We start from the raw sequence: 14,227 nt of genomic DNA, 5'->3' as shown, positions 1-14,227 counted from the left end.
AGGCTTCCAATGCGGATTGTCCCTTTGATGGTGTTGGCACCCATGATGATCGCGGCTGCGCCCGACGCCAAAACGGCCGCGATCAAGCCGATGTGTCAACATTACGGTGCCATCGTGGCTGGTGGCCTCATGCCCACCGCCAGCATTCGCCCGCTCGGGCAAGAACCGCCCGCGCAGCAAATCGCGGCGGTGCTGCGCACGGTCGATGGCTGCCAGAAACCGTTGGTCGTGCGCGCCGAAGTGGGGACGCCGCGCCGCTGAAACCTTTCAGCCGAGGAAATTGCTCAGCACATCGGGGTGGAACGCCCAGCCGGCAAAGCCGCACACCCCCATGAACAGGCCGAAGCTGCCGAACACCCAACCGGCCACCAGCAACCATAAACTCTCGGCCAGCGCCGCGACCGCCGCCATGGAAATGGCGGTGGCGATCAGTGCCTCGCTGGCGTCAAACTGGTCGTCATGGACGTTGAGCGCGTCGTACCGATCGGCAAAGCCCTGCGCCTGCCTGGCGAGCACCGGCACTTCGGCGCGATATTTGGCGATGTCGCGGTCAAGACCGGCGATCGCGCTGGCCGCTGCCTCCCGCGCGGCGGGGGTGGTGGAGAGCACCACCAACTCGGCGCGCGCGGTTTCGTTGATGTGGATCTTGGTCTTGGTCGCTTGATACTGCGCCCAGTGATCGACCGAATCGGCTTTGGCCTGCGCCATGTTCTGGACGATGTTGCCGTCCTTGATGTTGCCCAGCCCCATGAACACCGACAGGATGACAACGGTCATCGCCACCCAGCGGTTGAGCCGCTTGTCCTTGGCTTCGGCGCTGACTTCGATTTCCATGAGGCAGGTCCTGACGCAAAAGCCTGTTTAGCAAGCCGTTCATTTCGAGCGTAGTCGAAAAACCTGGCACAGCGCTCGCCGCCTGTTTCTCGACTAGGCTCGAAACGAACGGAAGCGGGGGCGCGGCACCGCGCGATAACGGCGTACTGCTCCCTCAGATATCCTGCACCAACCGCCCATACAGCTCGGGCCGCCGGTCGCGGAAGAAGCCGAAGGCGGCGCGGTGGCGCTTGATGCGGTCGAGGTCGAGCGTGGCGGTGATCACGCCGGTTTCCTCGCGGCCCAGTTCGGCCAGGATGTCGCCGCGCTCATCGGTGATGAAGCTGGTGCCGTAGAAGGTCTGGCCATGCTCCACGCCAATGCGGTTGGCGGCAACCACGGGCACGACGTTGGACACCGCATGCCCAACCATCGCGCGGCGCCACAGCCGCGCGGTGTCGAGTGAGGTGTCATGCGGCTCGCTGCCGATCGCGGTCGGGAAGAACAACACTTGCGACCCCATCAGCATCAGCGCGCGCGCGGTTTCGGGATACCATTGGTCCCAGCAAATGCCGACGCCCAGCGTCGTCGCATCTGGCCCCGGCCACACCTTGAAGCCGGTATTGCCCGGCCGGAAATAGAATTTCTCCTCATAGCCCGGCCCATCGGGAATGTGGCTCTTGCGATACACGCCCTGCACCGCGCCATCGGGCCCGATCATCGCCAGCGAATTGTAATGGTGCGGGCCATCGGCCTCGAAGAAGCTGGTCGGGATCGTCACGCCCAGCTCGCGCGCGAGGCTCTGCATCGCCAGCACCGCCTTATGCTCGCCCACCGGTTTGGCGGTCGCGAACAGCCCTTCATCCTCGACCCGGCAAAAATATTCGCCCTCGAACAATTCGGGCGGCAGGATCACCTGCGCGCCCTTGCCCGCCGCCTCGCGCACGAGTTCGGAGACATGGGCGATGTTGGCGTCCAGATCGGACGTGAAGGCGAGCTGCAGCGCGGCGACGGTGATTTCGGTCATGCCGCGCCATATAGGGGAGCGCGCCGCCGGGTGCCACTGGCCAAACGCACCGCCGTCCTCGCTTCCATGCCCGCGACCTGTTAGCCCCTCGGCCATGCCAAACCCGCCCCACGGTCGCCCCGACGATACGCCCCCCGCGAGCATCCTGGCAGCACTCGGCCCCGGCCTGGTCACGGGTGCCGCCGATGACGATCCCAGCGGCATCGCCACCTACAGTCAGGTTGGCGCGCAATTCGGCTATGGCCTCGCCTGGACGATGCTGTTCAGTTACCCGCTGATGGCGGTGACGCAGGAGATCGCGGCGCGAATCGGCCTCGTCACCGGCGTCGGCATCGCGCAGAATCTGCGACGGCATTATTCTCACCAAGTGCTGCGCGCGGTCGTGCTGCTGCTGGTCATCGCCAATATCATCAACCTCGGGGCCGATCTGGGCGCGATGGGCGCGGCGTTGCGGCTGCTGCTCGGTGGGCCAGAGCAGCTTTATACGATCGGCTTCGGCATCATCTGCATCGCGCTCGAAACCTTCCTCAGTTACCCGCGCTACGCTTCGATCCTGAAATGGGCGACGCTGTCGCTGTTCGCCTATGTCGCGGTGGTGTTTGCGGCCCAGGTGCCATGGTCGGTCGCGCTGACCAGCACAGTGCTGCCCAAAATGACCTGGGATGCCGATCATGCGATGGCGCTGGTGGCGATCCTCGGCACCACCATCTCGCCTTATCTGTTCTTCTGGCAAAGCGGGCAGGAGGTGGAGGAAATGCACCGCCGGGGGGCCAAGCCGCTGTGCATCACCCCGCGCGCGGCCGGCCCCGAGCTCGCGCGCATCCGCAAGGACACGATCATCGGCATGGGCTTTTCCAACCTGATCGCGATCTTCATCATCTTCGCCACCGCCGCCACGCTCCACGCCCACGGCGTGACCGACATCAAGACCTCGTCGCAAGCAGCCGAAGCGCTGCGCCCGATCGCGGGCGTGTTCACTTTCGCGCTGTTCGCCGCCGGGATCATCGCGACGGGCATGCTCGCGGTGCCGGTGCTGGCGGGGTCGGCGGCGTATGGCGTGTCGGAAATGTTCGGCTGGACCACCGGCCTGCGCCGCAAACCGCGCGAGGCCGGTGCCTTTTACGCGACCATTGCGGCTGCCACTTTGGGCGGGGTCGCGCTCAACTTCACCGCGATCGACCCGATCAAGGCGCTCTATTGGAGTGCGGTCGTCAACGGCGTGCTCGCTGCACCGCTGATGGCGGTGATGATGCTGATCGCCACCAACCGCCGCATCATGGGCCGCCTGACGCTGCCCTGGGGGATGGTCGTGGTCGGCTGGCTCGCCACCGCCGTAATGGCGGTGGCGTCGCTGGCGTTTTTCGTGCTGCAATAAGGGCAGGCGGCAGGTTCACGCCTGCCCCACTCCCGTTCGGGCTGAGCCTGTCGAAGCCCTGCTCTCCACCGGCGCAGCGGTCGCGCGGGGAGAGGTGCCCTTCGACAGGCTCAGGGCGAACGGAGACGCGCTTACGCCGGCACTTGCTGCGAAATGCAGTGGAAGCTCCCGCCCCCGGTCAGGATCGCGTCGGCGCGCAGTCCCACCGCCGTGCGATCCGGGAACAGCGCCTGCACCGCCGCCACCGCTGCCGCATCATGGGGCGCGCCGTACAGCGGCACCACCACGGCGGCATTGCCTATATAGAAGTTCATATAGCTGGCGGGCACGATCTCGTCGTCGCGCAGCACCCGGCCGGGTGACGGGATCCGCACCACCGTAACGCCCTCCTTGGCGGCAGCCGCCTGGGCGGCGCGTTGATAGACGAGCCAATTGGGATCATTCTCCGCCGCTTCGGAGATGACCAGCACGCCCGGCGCGACGAAGCGCGCGAGGTTATCGACATGCCCGTCGGTATGATCGTGCATCAGCCCGTCGCCCAGCCACAGCACGTCGACCAGCCCGAGATCGTCGCGCAGGCGCTGCTCGATCTCGCTCTTGGTCAAGGACGGGTTGCGATTGGGGTTGAGCAGGCACTGCTCGGTCGTCACCACCAGCCCGGTGCCATCGCCATCGATCGCGCCGCCTTCCAGCACCCAGTCGCAGCTTTCGACCGGCAGTTTCTTGCGCGCCGCCAGCCGCCGCCCGATATCGTCGTCGCCCGGCAGATCATATTTGCCGCCCCAGCCGTTAAAGCCGAAATCGCGCGCGCTGCCATCCGACAGCACAATCGGGCCGGTGTCACGCAGCCAGATGTCGCCGAACGGCTCGACCACGATCGTCGCCACATCGCCCGCCAGCCGCTCGGCCGCCACCGCCGCCGCATCATTGGCAACGACCAGCAGCACGCGCTCGCCGCGTCCCCCGGCATGGACCGCGCGCGCGAACGCCGCCACTTCTTCCTGCGCGGGTTCGAGATCGGCTTCCCACAATTCGGGATGGCTCGGGAAACCGATCCAGACGGCTTTGTGCGGGGCCCATTCGGCGGGCGGCAAGGGACGGGTCATGCTTTACTTTCCTGCGGTGGCGCGGCTCTTGTCACGAATCGCGCGGAATTCGGCGGCCTTGTACCAGTTCGGCCAATCCGAACCATCCGCCAGCGCACGCCCCAGCCCATAATAAAGCTGGACGTCCTCGACCGCGCCCGACCAGTCCCATGCCGGATTATATTCGTCCTGCGGCTTGTGATAGCGATGCTCGATATAATCGAGCGTCGCGGCATGCCCCGCCGCCTCGCCGCCAACGCGCAGATCCTCGCCCGATTTGCCATAGAACATCGGCACGCCGAGCTTGGCGAAGCTGAAATGGTCGGAACGGAAATAGCTGCCGCGCTCGGGATTGGGTTCGGGCTTGACCACCCGGCCCTGCGCCTCGACCAGCGCCTTCATGCGGTCTTCCAGCTCGGATTTGCCCGCGCCCGTCACCACGAAATCCTTCGCGCGGCCAACGGTGTTAAGCCCGTCCATATTCACGCCGCCAACGGTCTGCGCGATCGGGTAGATCGGGTGCTGCGCATAATAACGCGACCCCAGCAGCCCGCATTCCTCGCAGGTGACCGACAGGAACACGAGCGAGCGCCGCGCCGGCCCTGCCTTGGCATTGGCCTCGGCCAGCGCGACCAGCCCGGCGACCCCGCTCGCATTGTCGAGCGCGCCATTGCAAATGTCATCGCCATTGACCGCATCGCAATGGCCGAGATGGTCCCAATGCGCGGTGTAATAGACATAGTCGTTGGGTGCCGTCGTACCGGCCAAGATGCCGATCACATTCTTCGATGCCTGCCGCTTGATCGCGTTGTCGAACGACACCGAGGCGGTGACGCCCAGCGGAACCGCCTTGAAGCCCTTGACCTTGGCCGCCGCGTTCAGCGCATCGAAATCCTGGCCCGCGCTCGCGAACAGCTCGCGCGCCTTGGCCAATTGCATCCAGCCGATCGCCTGGCTCTGGTCGGCATGGTCGCCCGCTTCGTCCAGCTCCAGTTGCGGCCCGGTCCAGCTCGATTGCACCACACCCCAGCCATAAGCCGCAGGTGCCGTCTCGTGCACGATGATCGCAGCCGCAGCCCCGTGGCGCGCAGCTTCTTCGAACTTGTAGGGCCAGCGGCCATAATAGGTCATCGCGCGCCCCTCGAAGAGGCCCTGGTTGGTTGGCGTCTGCCAGTCGGGATCGTTGACCAGGATCAGGACGGTCTTGCCCTTCACATCGACGCCCGCATAATCATCCCAGCCGCGCTCGGGCGCGGTGATGCCGTAACCGACGAATACGACCGGGCTGTCCTTGATCGCGATCCTTGGCGTCACGCGATAGGTGGCGATCACAACATCGCTGCGATAGGCGAGGCTGACCGGGGCCTTGCCGCCAGTGAAATTGAGCGGCGTCACATTCTTCGCGGTCAGTTCGACCAGCGGGACATCCTGAAACCACCCGCCATTGTTGCCGGGCTTGAGCCCCGCCGCCTTGAAGCGCTCGACAATATAGTCGGTCGCCTTGGTCTCCCCCGCCGTGGTCGGCTTGCGGCCTTCAAACGCATCGGAGGAGAGCGTCTTGGTCACGTCCTTCAGTGTCTCGACGCTGATCGCGGGCGGTGCCGCGTCACGGGCCCACACGGGGTTTGCCGCTGTCAGCAAACCAAGAGTGAGGGCAAGGGTCGGTATCGCGCGCATCGGCCATCATCCTGTCGCTAGGGTGGCCACCTTTTGGCAGGCGCAGTGCGCGTGCGCAACCAAGCGCGGTGCCGCGTTGCATCGCCCCTAAAAGTGCGTATCACTCTGCAAAAAGGGGAAAAGCATGAACCGATATCTGCTGGGGACCGCGCTGGCCGTTTGCCTCGCCACACCGTTGCTGCCCGCCATCGCCGCCGCCCCCTCCCCCGTCAGCGATGCGGCGACGCGCTTCGGCGCGCGCGAAGACATTCAGCAGGTCAGCCTTTCGCCCAGCGGCACGGCGATCGCCTATATCGCGGCCATTGAAGGGCACGGTGCCGGCTTGTTCGTGGTGTCGGTCGCCGACGGAGTGCCAAAGCCCATACTCGCGTCCAGCGGCAATCCCGACCGGCTGACCGCCTGCAAATGGTCGACCGACACGCGGCTGATCTGCGGGATCTACATGATCCTCGACACCGGGCTGACCCATGGCGGCTTCAATGGCTATACCCGCCTCGTCGCGGTCGACAGCGATGGCAAGAATTTGAAGGTGCTCAGCGCGCGGACCAATGAGCGGTCGCTCGGGGTCGCCTTTGGCGGGGGCGACGTGATCGACTGGAATGGCGGCGCACCCGGCACGGTGCTGGTCACGCGCAGCTATGTGCCGGAAGCAACCACCGGATCGCTGATCGCAGAGAGTCGCGAAGGTGTGGGCGTCGACCGGATCGACACCGTCTCGCTGCGGCGCGCAAACGTCGAGCCACCCAATGACGATGCCGTCGATTATATCAGCGACGGGTACGGTGCCGTCCGCATCATGGGCAAGCGCCTCAAGCTCAACACCGGCTATAACAGCGATACGATCCTCTATTCGTATCGCAAGTCCGGCGACCGCACCTGGCTGCCGCTCGGCACACTCAAAACGACGGGCGGCGTGCTGTCGGGCTTCAATCCTTATGCGGTCGATCGCGACCACAACCTTGTCTACGGCTTCGACACCAAGGATGGGCGCAGAGCGCTGTACACGATCGCGCTCGACGGCAGCCTGACGCGCACGTTGGTGGTCGACCGCCCTGATGTCGATATCGACGACGTGATCCGCATCGGACGCCAGAACCGCGTGGTCGGCGCAAGCTTCGTCACCGACAAGCGGCAAAGCCTTTTCTTCGACCCTGAGCTGAAAAAGCTGGCCGCCTCGCTGTCGCGCGCCTTACCCGGCCTGCCGCTGGTCACGTTCGTCGATGCCAGCGCCGACGAAAGCAAGCTGCTGCTGTTCGCGGGCAGCGACGTCGATCCTGGCCATTACTATCTGTACGACAAGACGACGCGCCACCTAGCCGAGGCCTTTCCCGCGCGCGCCGCGCTCGCCAAGACCACACTCGCCAGCGTCAAATCGATCACTTTCACCGCCGCCGACGGCACCCAGATTCCGGCCTATCTTACGCTGCCACCCGGCAGCACGGGCAAGAACCTGCCAACGATCGTGATGCCGCACGGTGGCCCCGAAGCGCGCGACGAATGGAACTTCGACTGGCTGTCGCAATTCTTCGCCAATCGCGGCTATGCCGTGCTCCAGCCCAATTATCGCGGGTCGACCGGCTACGGCATCGCCTGGTTCAAGGAAAATGGCTTCAAATCGTGGCGCACCGCGATCGGCGACGTCAACGATAGCGGCCGCTGGCTGATCAAGCAGGGCATTGCCGATCCTGCCAAGCTGGCAATCGTCGGCTGGTCCTATGGCGGCTACGCCGCGCTACAATCGGCGGTGCTCGACCCAAGCCTGTTCAAGGCGATCGTCGCCGTCGCGCCCGTTACCGATCTGGAGACGCTGCGGCAGGAGTGGCACGATTATACCGACTTTACCGAACAGGATGCGCGGATCGGCAAGGGGCCGCATGTTCGCGAAGGCTCCCCGGCGCAAAATGCAGCGCGGATCACCGCGCCCGTGCTGCTGTTCCACGGCGACCGCGACCAGAATGTCGGCATCGGCGAATCACGGCTAATGGCGAGTCGCCTGAAAGCAGCGGGCAAGTCGGTCGAGCTGGTCGAGTTCCACGCGCTCGACCACCAGCTCAACGACAGCAATGCGCGCGCCAAAATGCTCGACAAGGCAGACGGCTTCCTGCGCTCCACCCTGGCGCTGCCGCCCGCAAACTGAAAAGGGCGGCCCGTTGCCGGGCCGCCCTTTTACAGTCTCGATCAGGATCGAACGATCAGCGCGAATAGAATTCGACGACCAGGTTCGGTTCCATCTTCACCGGATAGGGCACTTCGTCGAGCGTCGGAACGCGCGTGAAGGTGACCTTGGCCGCGCCGTCCGGAGCGACATAATCGGGAATTTCGCGCTCGGCGAGCTGCTGCGCTTCGAGCACCAGCGCCATTTCCTTGGCCTTGGTGCCGAGCGTGATCTCGTCACCGACGAAGCAGCGACGCGATGCGATGTTGCACTTCACACCGTTGACGCGGACATGGCCGTGCGAAACGAGCTGACGCGCAGCCCACACGGTCGGCGCGAACTTGGCGCGATAGACGATCATGTCGAGACGCTGCTCGAGCAGGCCGATCAGATTCTGGCCGGTATCGCCCTTCATGCGTGCGGCTTCGGTGTAGCAAGCGCGGAACTGCTTCTCGGTCACGTCGCCATAATAGCCCTTGAGCTTCTGCTTGGCGCGCAGCTGGATGCCGAAGTCGCTGACCTTGCCCTTGCGGCGCTGGCCGTGCTGGCCGGGGCCGTATTCACGCTTGTTGACGGGCGATTTGGGGCGACCCCAAATATTCTCGCCCATGCGGCGATCGAGCTTGTACTTTGCGGATGAACGCTTCGACATGAGATATTCCTTGGCAAATGCTTCGTGACAAGACCGCCTGCCTGCGCCTGCGATCGATACCCGGTATCGCTCTATCCGAACCTGTAAGGGATGCGGGCAGGGCCACCACTTCACCGGGGTGTGGGGCCAAATGCGAAGGCGGGCGGTTAGCGGCACCGGTCGCATGAGTCAAGCTGGACAGGCGCGCCGCGGCTCGCCAAGGGGGAGCGCATGACGAACGCGATCCTCCCCGGCCCCGCTTGCACCAATATGGCGGAGGTCCGCGCCGGCGTCGACCATGTCGACCGCGCGCTGATCGCGCTGCTCGCCCAGCGCTTTGCCTATATGGACGCAGCGGCGCGGATCAAACCCGAACGCGGCGCAGTGCGTGACGAGGGGCGCAAGGCGCAAGTCATCGCCAATGCCTGCGCCGAGGCGCGCGCCGCAGGGATTCCCGAGAGCGTCATCGCCGATCTGTGGGAACGCCTGGTCGAGGCGTCGATCGCCTATGAACTGGTGGCGTTCGATCGGCGCTGACGGGCCACACCGCTCAAAGCACCCGGCACGTTCATCAGCGAACCGGCGATCGGAATGCCAATCGCCCTCCGTTCCCGAGTTTTAACGTCCCAAAACGCCAGCCATATGTTCGCTGCCGGCCGCATCGCGCTCCCATTCCTCTGCCGTTTTACAGATGCTGGCGCGCACGCGCGACGTGGTTGTCGGCTCCGAACGGCAAATTTTGCGCGGCTTGGGCGGCTTGCCGGGCTTTGCCGTCGGCGTAGGAGTCGACGACGTTCCCTCAGCGGAGGTTTGCGCAAGCACCGGGGACGCAACAAGCGCGATGGCAGCGATCATCGAGGCAGAACGGACCAGCATGAAGATCTCCGACGTGAGCGATGCGCCGGTGTAACCAGCCCGCAAGATGCCGTCAAAGCAGAATAATCTGTGCCGCGCGCTTACCTTCCCCGCGGCTGTTTCCCTGCCAGCGCGCTGAGGACGCCGCGCACGGTGCGCACTTCCTGCGCCGACCAGCCGGGCTTGGTCAGCAAGGTGCGCAAGGTGCGCCGCGTCACCGGCGTGCGTTCGGGCGGGAAGAAGAAATCGGTCTCGGCGAGCATCGCATCCAGTTGTGCGATCATCCCGTCCAGCTCTTCCTGCAATGCCGGCGGCGGCAGATCGACGTGCGGCGGGCTCGCCAGGCGTTCGGCCTTCGACCATTCATAGGCGATGAGGATCACCGCTTGGGCCAGGTTGAGCGAGCCGAATTCCGGGTTGATCGGCACGGTGATGATGGTCCGCGCCAGCGCGATATCGTCGGTTTCCAGCCCCGAACGCTCCGGCCCGAACAAAATCGCCGATCGGCCCGGACCGGCATGGATCGCGCGCGCCGCCCCCTCGGGCGTTACCACCGGCTTGGTCACGCCGCGTTTGCGCACCGTGGTCGCATAGACATGCGCGCAGTCGGCCACGGCCTCGGACACGGTTTCGAACACCTGCGCCTCTTCCAGCACGACATCGGCACCGCTCGCGGCGGGGCCTGCGCTGGGGTTGGGCCAGCCGTCGCGCGGGGACACCAGCCGCATCTCGACCAGCCCGAAATTGAGCATGGCGCGCGCGGCCTTGCCGATATTTTCACCAAGCTGTGGGCGGACGAGAACGAGCACGGGCGGTGGAATGATCGCAGGCGTGCTCACCCCTTGCCGACCTCGCTCACCGTACCGGCAAATTCCTCGAAATCGCGGGCTTCGCGGAAATCCTTATAAACGCTGGCAAAGCGAATATAGGCGACCGAATCGAGGCCCTTCAGCCCCTCCATCACCATTTCCCCGATCTTGCCCGAGCGCACTTCATTTTCGCCCAGCGTCTCGAGCTGGCGCTGAATGCCCGATACCAGCTTTTCGAGCTGCGCCGCCTCGATCGGGCGCTTGCGCGCAGCGATCGAGACCGACCGCAACAGCTTCTCACGATCGAACGGCTCGCGTTTGAAACCGCCGCCCGCATCCTCGCTCTTCAACACCGTCAATTCGCGCAGTTGAATGCGCTCGAACGTGGTGAAACGCGCGCCGCAGGCCTCGCATTGCCGCCGTCGCCGGATTGCGCCCGCATCTTCGGTCGGCCGCGAATCCTTTACCTGGCTGTCTTCATGGCCGCAGAACGGACAACGCAAATCACACCCCTTCCGGATAGATCGGGAAGCGCGCGCACAAAGCCAGCACGCGCTCACGCACATTGGCCTCGACCTGCGCATCGCCCTGCTCACCATTCTTGCGCAAACCATCCAGCACATCGGCGACCATATTGCCGATCTCGCGGAATTCGGCCGGACCAAAGCCGCGCGTCGTGCCCGCCGGGCTGCCGACGCGGATGCCGCTGGTCTTGGTGGGCGGCAGCGGATCGTTGGGGATGCCGTTCTTGTTGCAGGTGATGCCGGCGCGTTCCAGCGCTTCATCGGCATCCTTGCCGGTCACGCCGAGCGGGGTGAGGTCGATCAAAGCAAGATGCGTGTCGGTGCCGCCCGAAACGACTTCAGCACCGCGCTCCTTGAGCGTTGCCGCCAGCACCTTGGCATTTTCGATCACCGCGGCGATGTAGCTCTTATACCCCGGCTGCAGCGCCTCGCCGAAGGCGACCGCCTTCGCCGCGATCACGTGCATCAGCGGGCCGCCCTGCAGGCCCGGGAACACCGCCGAGTTGAGCTTCTTGCCCAGCGCCTCATCATCGCTGAGGATCATGCCGCCACGGGGCCCGCGCAGCGTCTTGTGCGTGGTGGTGGTGGCGATGTGCGCGTGCGGGAAGGGCGAGGGGTGCAGGCCCGCCGCGACCAGCCCGGCGAAATGCGCCATGTCGACCATGAAATAGGCACCGACCTCATCGGCAATCGCGCGGAACTTGGCGAAGTCGATTGCACGCGGATAAGCCGAGCCGCCCGCGATGATGAGCTTTGGCTGGTGCTCACGCGCCAGCTTCGCCACTTCGTCGAAATCGATCAAATGCGTGATCGGATCGACGCCGTACTGCACGGCATTGAACCACTTGCCCGACATCGCGGCGCGCGCGCCGTGCGTCAGGTGACCACCGGCATCGAGACTCATGCCCAGGATCGTCTCGCCCGGCTTGACCAGCGCCAGCAGCACTGCGCCATTGGCCTGCGCGCCCGAATGCGGCTGGACGTTGGCATAGGAACAGCCGAACAACTGCTTGGCGCGCTCGAGCGCCAGCGTCTCGACTTCGTCCGACGGGTGGCAGCCCTGATAATAACGCTTGCCCGGATAGCCTTCGGCATATTTGTTGGTGAAGACGCTGCCCTGCGCCTGCAGCACCGCCTTCGACACGATGTTTTCGCTCGCGATCAACTCGATCTGCGTCTGCTCGCGCGTCAACTCATGGCTGATCCCGCCGAACACCGCGGGGTCCGCTTCGGCCAGGCCGCGCGTGAAAAAGCCGTCGGGCTGGACGTCGTGAAGCTCTGTTGGATTGGTGCTCATGCCGGATTCCCACTCGTAACTGGCGCAAAGGACGGTGCGCCGAGCTTTTCGACGCGTGATTGATGGCGGCCACCGGCGAAATCGGTGGTCAGGAACGCGGTGACACAGGCCTTGGCCATATCCTCACCCGTCAGCCGCGCGCCGAGCGCGACGACATTGGCATCATTATGCTCGCGCGCAAGGGCGGCGGAGAGCGGTTCGGACACCAGCGCACAGCGCATCGCGAGATGGCGATTGACCGCGATCGAAATGCCGATGCCCGATCCGCACAGGGCAACGCCGCGCTCGGCGGCACCGGAAGCCACGGCCTCGGCCAGTTTGAAGCCGAAATCGGGATAATCGACGCGCGCATCGCTGTCCGGGCCGAGATCGAGCACGTCATGCCCCTCGGCGGCGAGCCATGCGGCAAGCGTGGCCTTTAACGCAAAGGCGGCGTGATCGGAGGCGATGGCGATGCGCAAAGCGGGCGCGCTCCCAAAAGGTGAAGCGGAATGGCGTGCCCTTAGCCAAGCCCGCGCGCGATTGCCACACCCAAGCGCACGTACCGACACAGCAATCGCACGCCGATATTGCCGTGGACCGCGCGCCAAGCTAGGCACTGCCCCCGTGACCGATCACCCGCTCGACGCTCCGGCCCCATCCGGCACGACCTCGCCAGAGGCGGCGGCGCGTGCGCGGCTGGTGGACGCGCTGGTGCGCACCGGCGAGGAGGACCGCGCCGCTTTTCGCGATCTCTATGCGCTCACCTCGGCGAAACTATTTGGCGTCTGCTACCGTATCTGCGGCGAAAGGCAGGCAGCGGAAGACGTGTTGCACGATGTGTATCTGACGATTTGGCGGCGCGCCGGTGCCTATGACCCGCTCCGCGCCAGCCCGATCACGTGGCTCGCCACGATCGCTCGCAACCGCGCGATCGACTGGCAGCGCGCGCAGAAGATCCGTCGCGCCACGCCGATCGAGGATGCGCCGCCGGTGATCGACACGGCCCCGCTGGCGAGCGAGACGATGTTGCAGGACGAAGCCAGCGACCTGTTGTACGGTTGCCTGCAAGGGCTGGAGGCGCGCCAGCGCGACGCGATCCGCACCGCCTTTTTCGACGGCGTAACCTATGCCGAGCTGGCCGAGCGCCAGTCGATCCCACTTGGCACGATGAAGAGCTGGGTGCGGCGCGGCCTCGCCAAATTGAAGGAGTGCCTTGAGGGATGAGCGACCTGCCCCCTCCTGAAGGCGTCGGCCCCGATGGTCTCGACGAAGCGCCGGACATGACGGCGGCTGAACTCGCGCTCGGTGTGCTGGATGGCGAGGAGCGCGCGGTCGCGCTCCGCCGCGTCCTCGCCGACCCCGATTTCGCGCGCGAGGTCGAGCGCTGGCGCGGGCATTTGGCACCGTGGTTCGACCAATGGCCCGCGATCAAAGCCCCCGATATTCTCGCACGCATTGAGCGCTCGCTCGATCAGGCACCGGCAGCACCGGTTGCAAGCCTGATCGCCAAGCCGCGCCCGCGGAGCGCGATCTGGCCCGGCGTGGCCGCCCTGTCGAGCATTGCGGCAGCGGCGTTGCTCATCGTGCTGGTCACCCGCCCGCTCGCGCCCCTATCGCCGCCGCAGCCCGCACCGTCAGTCGCGCCGCTCGCCCCCACGCTGGTCGCCTCGATCACGCCGGAGGGCAAAGGCACGCCGGTCACGGCGGTCTATGACAAGACTGCGGGGACGATCCGCTTGACCGAGGCGAGCCTGACCAGTGCCGACCATAGCGCGGAATTGTGGGTGATCCCGGCCGACGGCACGCCGCATTCGCTGGGGGTCTTGCGCACCCGGGGGGCGACCGCGCTGACGCTGCGCCCCGAAAACCGGCAGCGTATTGCGGCGGGCGCGGTGCTTGCCGTTACGGTCGAACCGGTCGGCGGGTCGCCGACTGGCCTGCCAACCGGCCCTGTCGTCGCCAAAGGCATTCTTTCGCGCGTCTGAGTGCATCCATCG

General features: G+C 65.4%; 16 protein-coding genes. 6 read left to right on the top strand and 10 right to left on the bottom strand.

From position 1 onward, the window contains the following. Positions 1 to 9: 9 nt before the first annotated feature. Positions 10 to 261, top strand: coding sequence for a hypothetical protein (locus ON00_RS12390; RefSeq protein WP_010406168.1), 252 nt, complete (start codon positions 10 to 12; stop codon positions 259 to 261). Between the two features lie 6 nt (positions 262 to 267). Here the strand turns inward: ON00_RS12390 and ON00_RS12385 are convergent, their stop codons facing one another. Then, on the bottom strand, positions 268 to 834 hold the full coding sequence (locus tag ON00_RS12385) for a DUF4337 domain-containing protein (protein WP_010406166.1): 567 nt from the start codon (positions 832 to 834) through the stop codon (positions 268 to 270). A gap of 154 nt (positions 835 to 988) precedes the next feature. Further along, positions 989 to 1,840 carry an N-carbamoylputrescine amidase gene (aguB, locus tag ON00_RS12380; protein WP_010406163.1) on the bottom strand — a complete coding sequence of 284 codons (852 nt, stop codon included), beginning with the start codon at positions 1,838 to 1,840 and terminating at the stop codon, positions 989 to 991. 94 nt (positions 1,841 to 1,934) lie between these two features. On the opposite strand from aguB, the gene ON00_RS12375 reads away from it, so the two are divergent. Further along, entirely contained in the window at positions 1,935 to 3,215 is a 1,281-nt protein-coding gene (locus ON00_RS12375; protein ID WP_010406161.1) for an NRAMP family divalent metal transporter, read from the top strand. Between the two features lie 131 nt (positions 3,216 to 3,346). Here ON00_RS12375 and ON00_RS12370 read toward each other — a convergent pair whose 3' ends face one another. Continuing rightward, entirely contained in the window at positions 3,347 to 4,321 is a 975-nt protein-coding gene (locus ON00_RS12370) for an agmatine deiminase family protein (protein WP_010406159.1), read from the bottom strand. Between the two features lie 3 nt (positions 4,322 to 4,324). Next, entirely contained in the window at positions 4,325 to 5,977 is a 1,653-nt protein-coding gene (locus tag ON00_RS12365) for a M28 family metallopeptidase (protein ID WP_010406158.1), read from the bottom strand. Positions 5,978 to 6,101: 124 nt separating this feature from the next. Here ON00_RS12365 and ON00_RS12360 point away from each other — a divergent pair, with 124 nt between their 5' ends. After that, positions 6,102 to 8,114, top strand: a complete 2,013-nt coding sequence (locus ON00_RS12360) for an alpha/beta hydrolase family protein (RefSeq protein WP_010406156.1) — start codon at positions 6,102 to 6,104, stop codon at positions 8,112 to 8,114. Positions 8,115 to 8,169: 55 nt separating this feature from the next. On the opposite strand, the gene rpsD is transcribed toward ON00_RS12360, so the two are convergent. Then, complete coding sequence (gene rpsD, locus ON00_RS12355; RefSeq protein ID WP_010406153.1) at positions 8,170 to 8,784, bottom strand: 30S ribosomal protein S4; 615 nt, start codon at positions 8,782 to 8,784, stop codon at positions 8,170 to 8,172. A gap of 210 nt (positions 8,785 to 8,994) precedes the next feature. Here rpsD and ON00_RS12350 point away from each other — a divergent pair, with 210 nt between their 5' ends. Then, the gene (locus tag ON00_RS12350; RefSeq protein ID WP_010406151.1) at positions 8,995 to 9,300 is read left to right on the top strand and encodes a chorismate mutase; all 306 of its coding nucleotides are present in this window, start codon (positions 8,995 to 8,997) and stop codon (positions 9,298 to 9,300) included. An 81-nt stretch (positions 9,301 to 9,381) separates the two neighbouring features. Here ON00_RS12350 and ON00_RS20600 read toward each other — a convergent pair whose 3' ends face one another. From ON00_RS20600 to rpiB, 5 genes are all read right to left on the bottom strand, one after another. After that, a complete protein-coding gene (locus ON00_RS20600; protein WP_154651323.1) occupies positions 9,382 to 9,639 on the bottom strand; it encodes a hypothetical protein in 258 nt (85 codons plus the stop codon). Between the two features lie 80 nt (positions 9,640 to 9,719). Next, positions 9,720 to 10,457 (bottom strand): RNA methyltransferase, encoded by a 738-nt coding sequence (locus ON00_RS12340; protein WP_010406146.1) that lies wholly within the window; start codon positions 10,455 to 10,457, stop codon positions 9,720 to 9,722. Further along, positions 10,454 to 10,930, bottom strand: a complete 477-nt coding sequence (gene nrdR / locus ON00_RS12335) for a transcriptional regulator NrdR (protein ID WP_010406145.1) — start codon at positions 10,928 to 10,930, stop codon at positions 10,454 to 10,456. Before nrdR ends, ON00_RS12340 begins: the two co-directional genes overlap by 4 nt. Before the next feature lies 1 nt (position 10,931). Then, a complete protein-coding gene (glyA, locus tag ON00_RS12330; RefSeq protein WP_010406144.1) occupies positions 10,932 to 12,248 on the bottom strand; it encodes a serine hydroxymethyltransferase in 1,317 nt (438 codons plus the stop codon). Then, entirely contained in the window at positions 12,245 to 12,709 is a 465-nt protein-coding gene (gene rpiB / locus ON00_RS12325; RefSeq protein ID WP_010406143.1) for a ribose 5-phosphate isomerase B, read from the bottom strand. Before rpiB ends, glyA begins: the two co-directional genes overlap by 4 nt. A 145-nt stretch (positions 12,710 to 12,854) precedes the next feature. Here rpiB and ON00_RS12320 point away from each other — a divergent pair, with 145 nt between their 5' ends. Together ON00_RS12320 and ON00_RS12315 are read left to right on the top strand one after the other, a co-directional pair. Then, positions 12,855 to 13,454: a sigma-70 family RNA polymerase sigma factor gene (locus ON00_RS12320; RefSeq protein WP_010406142.1), complete on the top strand. Its 600-nt coding sequence runs from the start codon at positions 12,855 to 12,857 to the stop codon at positions 13,452 to 13,454. Then, positions 13,451 to 14,215, top strand: coding sequence for an anti-sigma factor (locus ON00_RS12315; protein ID WP_010406141.1), 765 nt, complete (start codon positions 13,451 to 13,453; stop codon positions 14,213 to 14,215). Before ON00_RS12320 ends, ON00_RS12315 begins: the two co-directional genes overlap by 4 nt. Positions 14,216 to 14,227: the final 12 nt, after the last annotated feature.

The sequence above is a fragment of the Sphingomonas echinoides ATCC 14820 genome, from assembly GCF_000241465.1.
Taxonomy (GTDB): Bacteria; Pseudomonadota; Alphaproteobacteria; order Sphingomonadales; family Sphingomonadaceae; genus Sphingomonas; species Sphingomonas echinoides.
The sequence above is the reverse complement of the archived record's forward strand: the minus strand, read 5'-3'. Positions and strand labels throughout refer to the sequence as shown.

Coding starts and splice junctions, on each gene's coding strand:
- ON00_RS12370 (WP_010406159.1), bottom strand. CDS start 4,321: ATGACCCGTCCCTTGCCGCCCGCCGAATGGGCCCCGCACAAAGCCGTC.
- ON00_RS12365 (WP_010406158.1), bottom strand. CDS start 5,977: ATGCGCGCGATACCGACCCTTGCCCTCACTCTTGGTTTGCTGACAGCG.
- rpsD (WP_010406153.1), bottom strand. CDS start 8,784: ATGTCGAAGCGTTCATCCGCAAAGTACAAGCTCGATCGCCGCATGGGC.
- ON00_RS12315 (WP_010406141.1), top strand. CDS start 13,451: ATGAGCGACCTGCCCCCTCCTGAAGGCGTCGGCCCCGATGGTCTCGAC.
- aguB (WP_010406163.1), bottom strand. CDS start 1,840: ATGACCGAAATCACCGTCGCCGCGCTGCAGCTCGCCTTCACGTCCGAT.
- ON00_RS20600 (WP_154651323.1), bottom strand. CDS start 9,639: ATGCTGGTCCGTTCTGCCTCGATGATCGCTGCCATCGCGCTTGTTGCG.
- ON00_RS12385 (WP_010406166.1), bottom strand. CDS start 834: ATGGAAATCGAAGTCAGCGCCGAAGCCAAGGACAAGCGGCTCAACCGC.
- ON00_RS12390 (WP_010406168.1), top strand. CDS start 10: ATGCGGATTGTCCCTTTGATGGTGTTGGCACCCATGATGATCGCGGCT.
- ON00_RS12360 (WP_010406156.1), top strand. CDS start 6,102: ATGAACCGATATCTGCTGGGGACCGCGCTGGCCGTTTGCCTCGCCACA.
- ON00_RS12375 (WP_010406161.1), top strand. CDS start 1,935: ATGCCAAACCCGCCCCACGGTCGCCCCGACGATACGCCCCCCGCGAGC.
- ON00_RS12350 (WP_010406151.1), top strand. CDS start 8,995: ATGACGAACGCGATCCTCCCCGGCCCCGCTTGCACCAATATGGCGGAG.
- glyA (WP_010406144.1), bottom strand. CDS start 12,248: ATGAGCACCAATCCAACAGAGCTTCACGACGTCCAGCCCGACGGCTTT.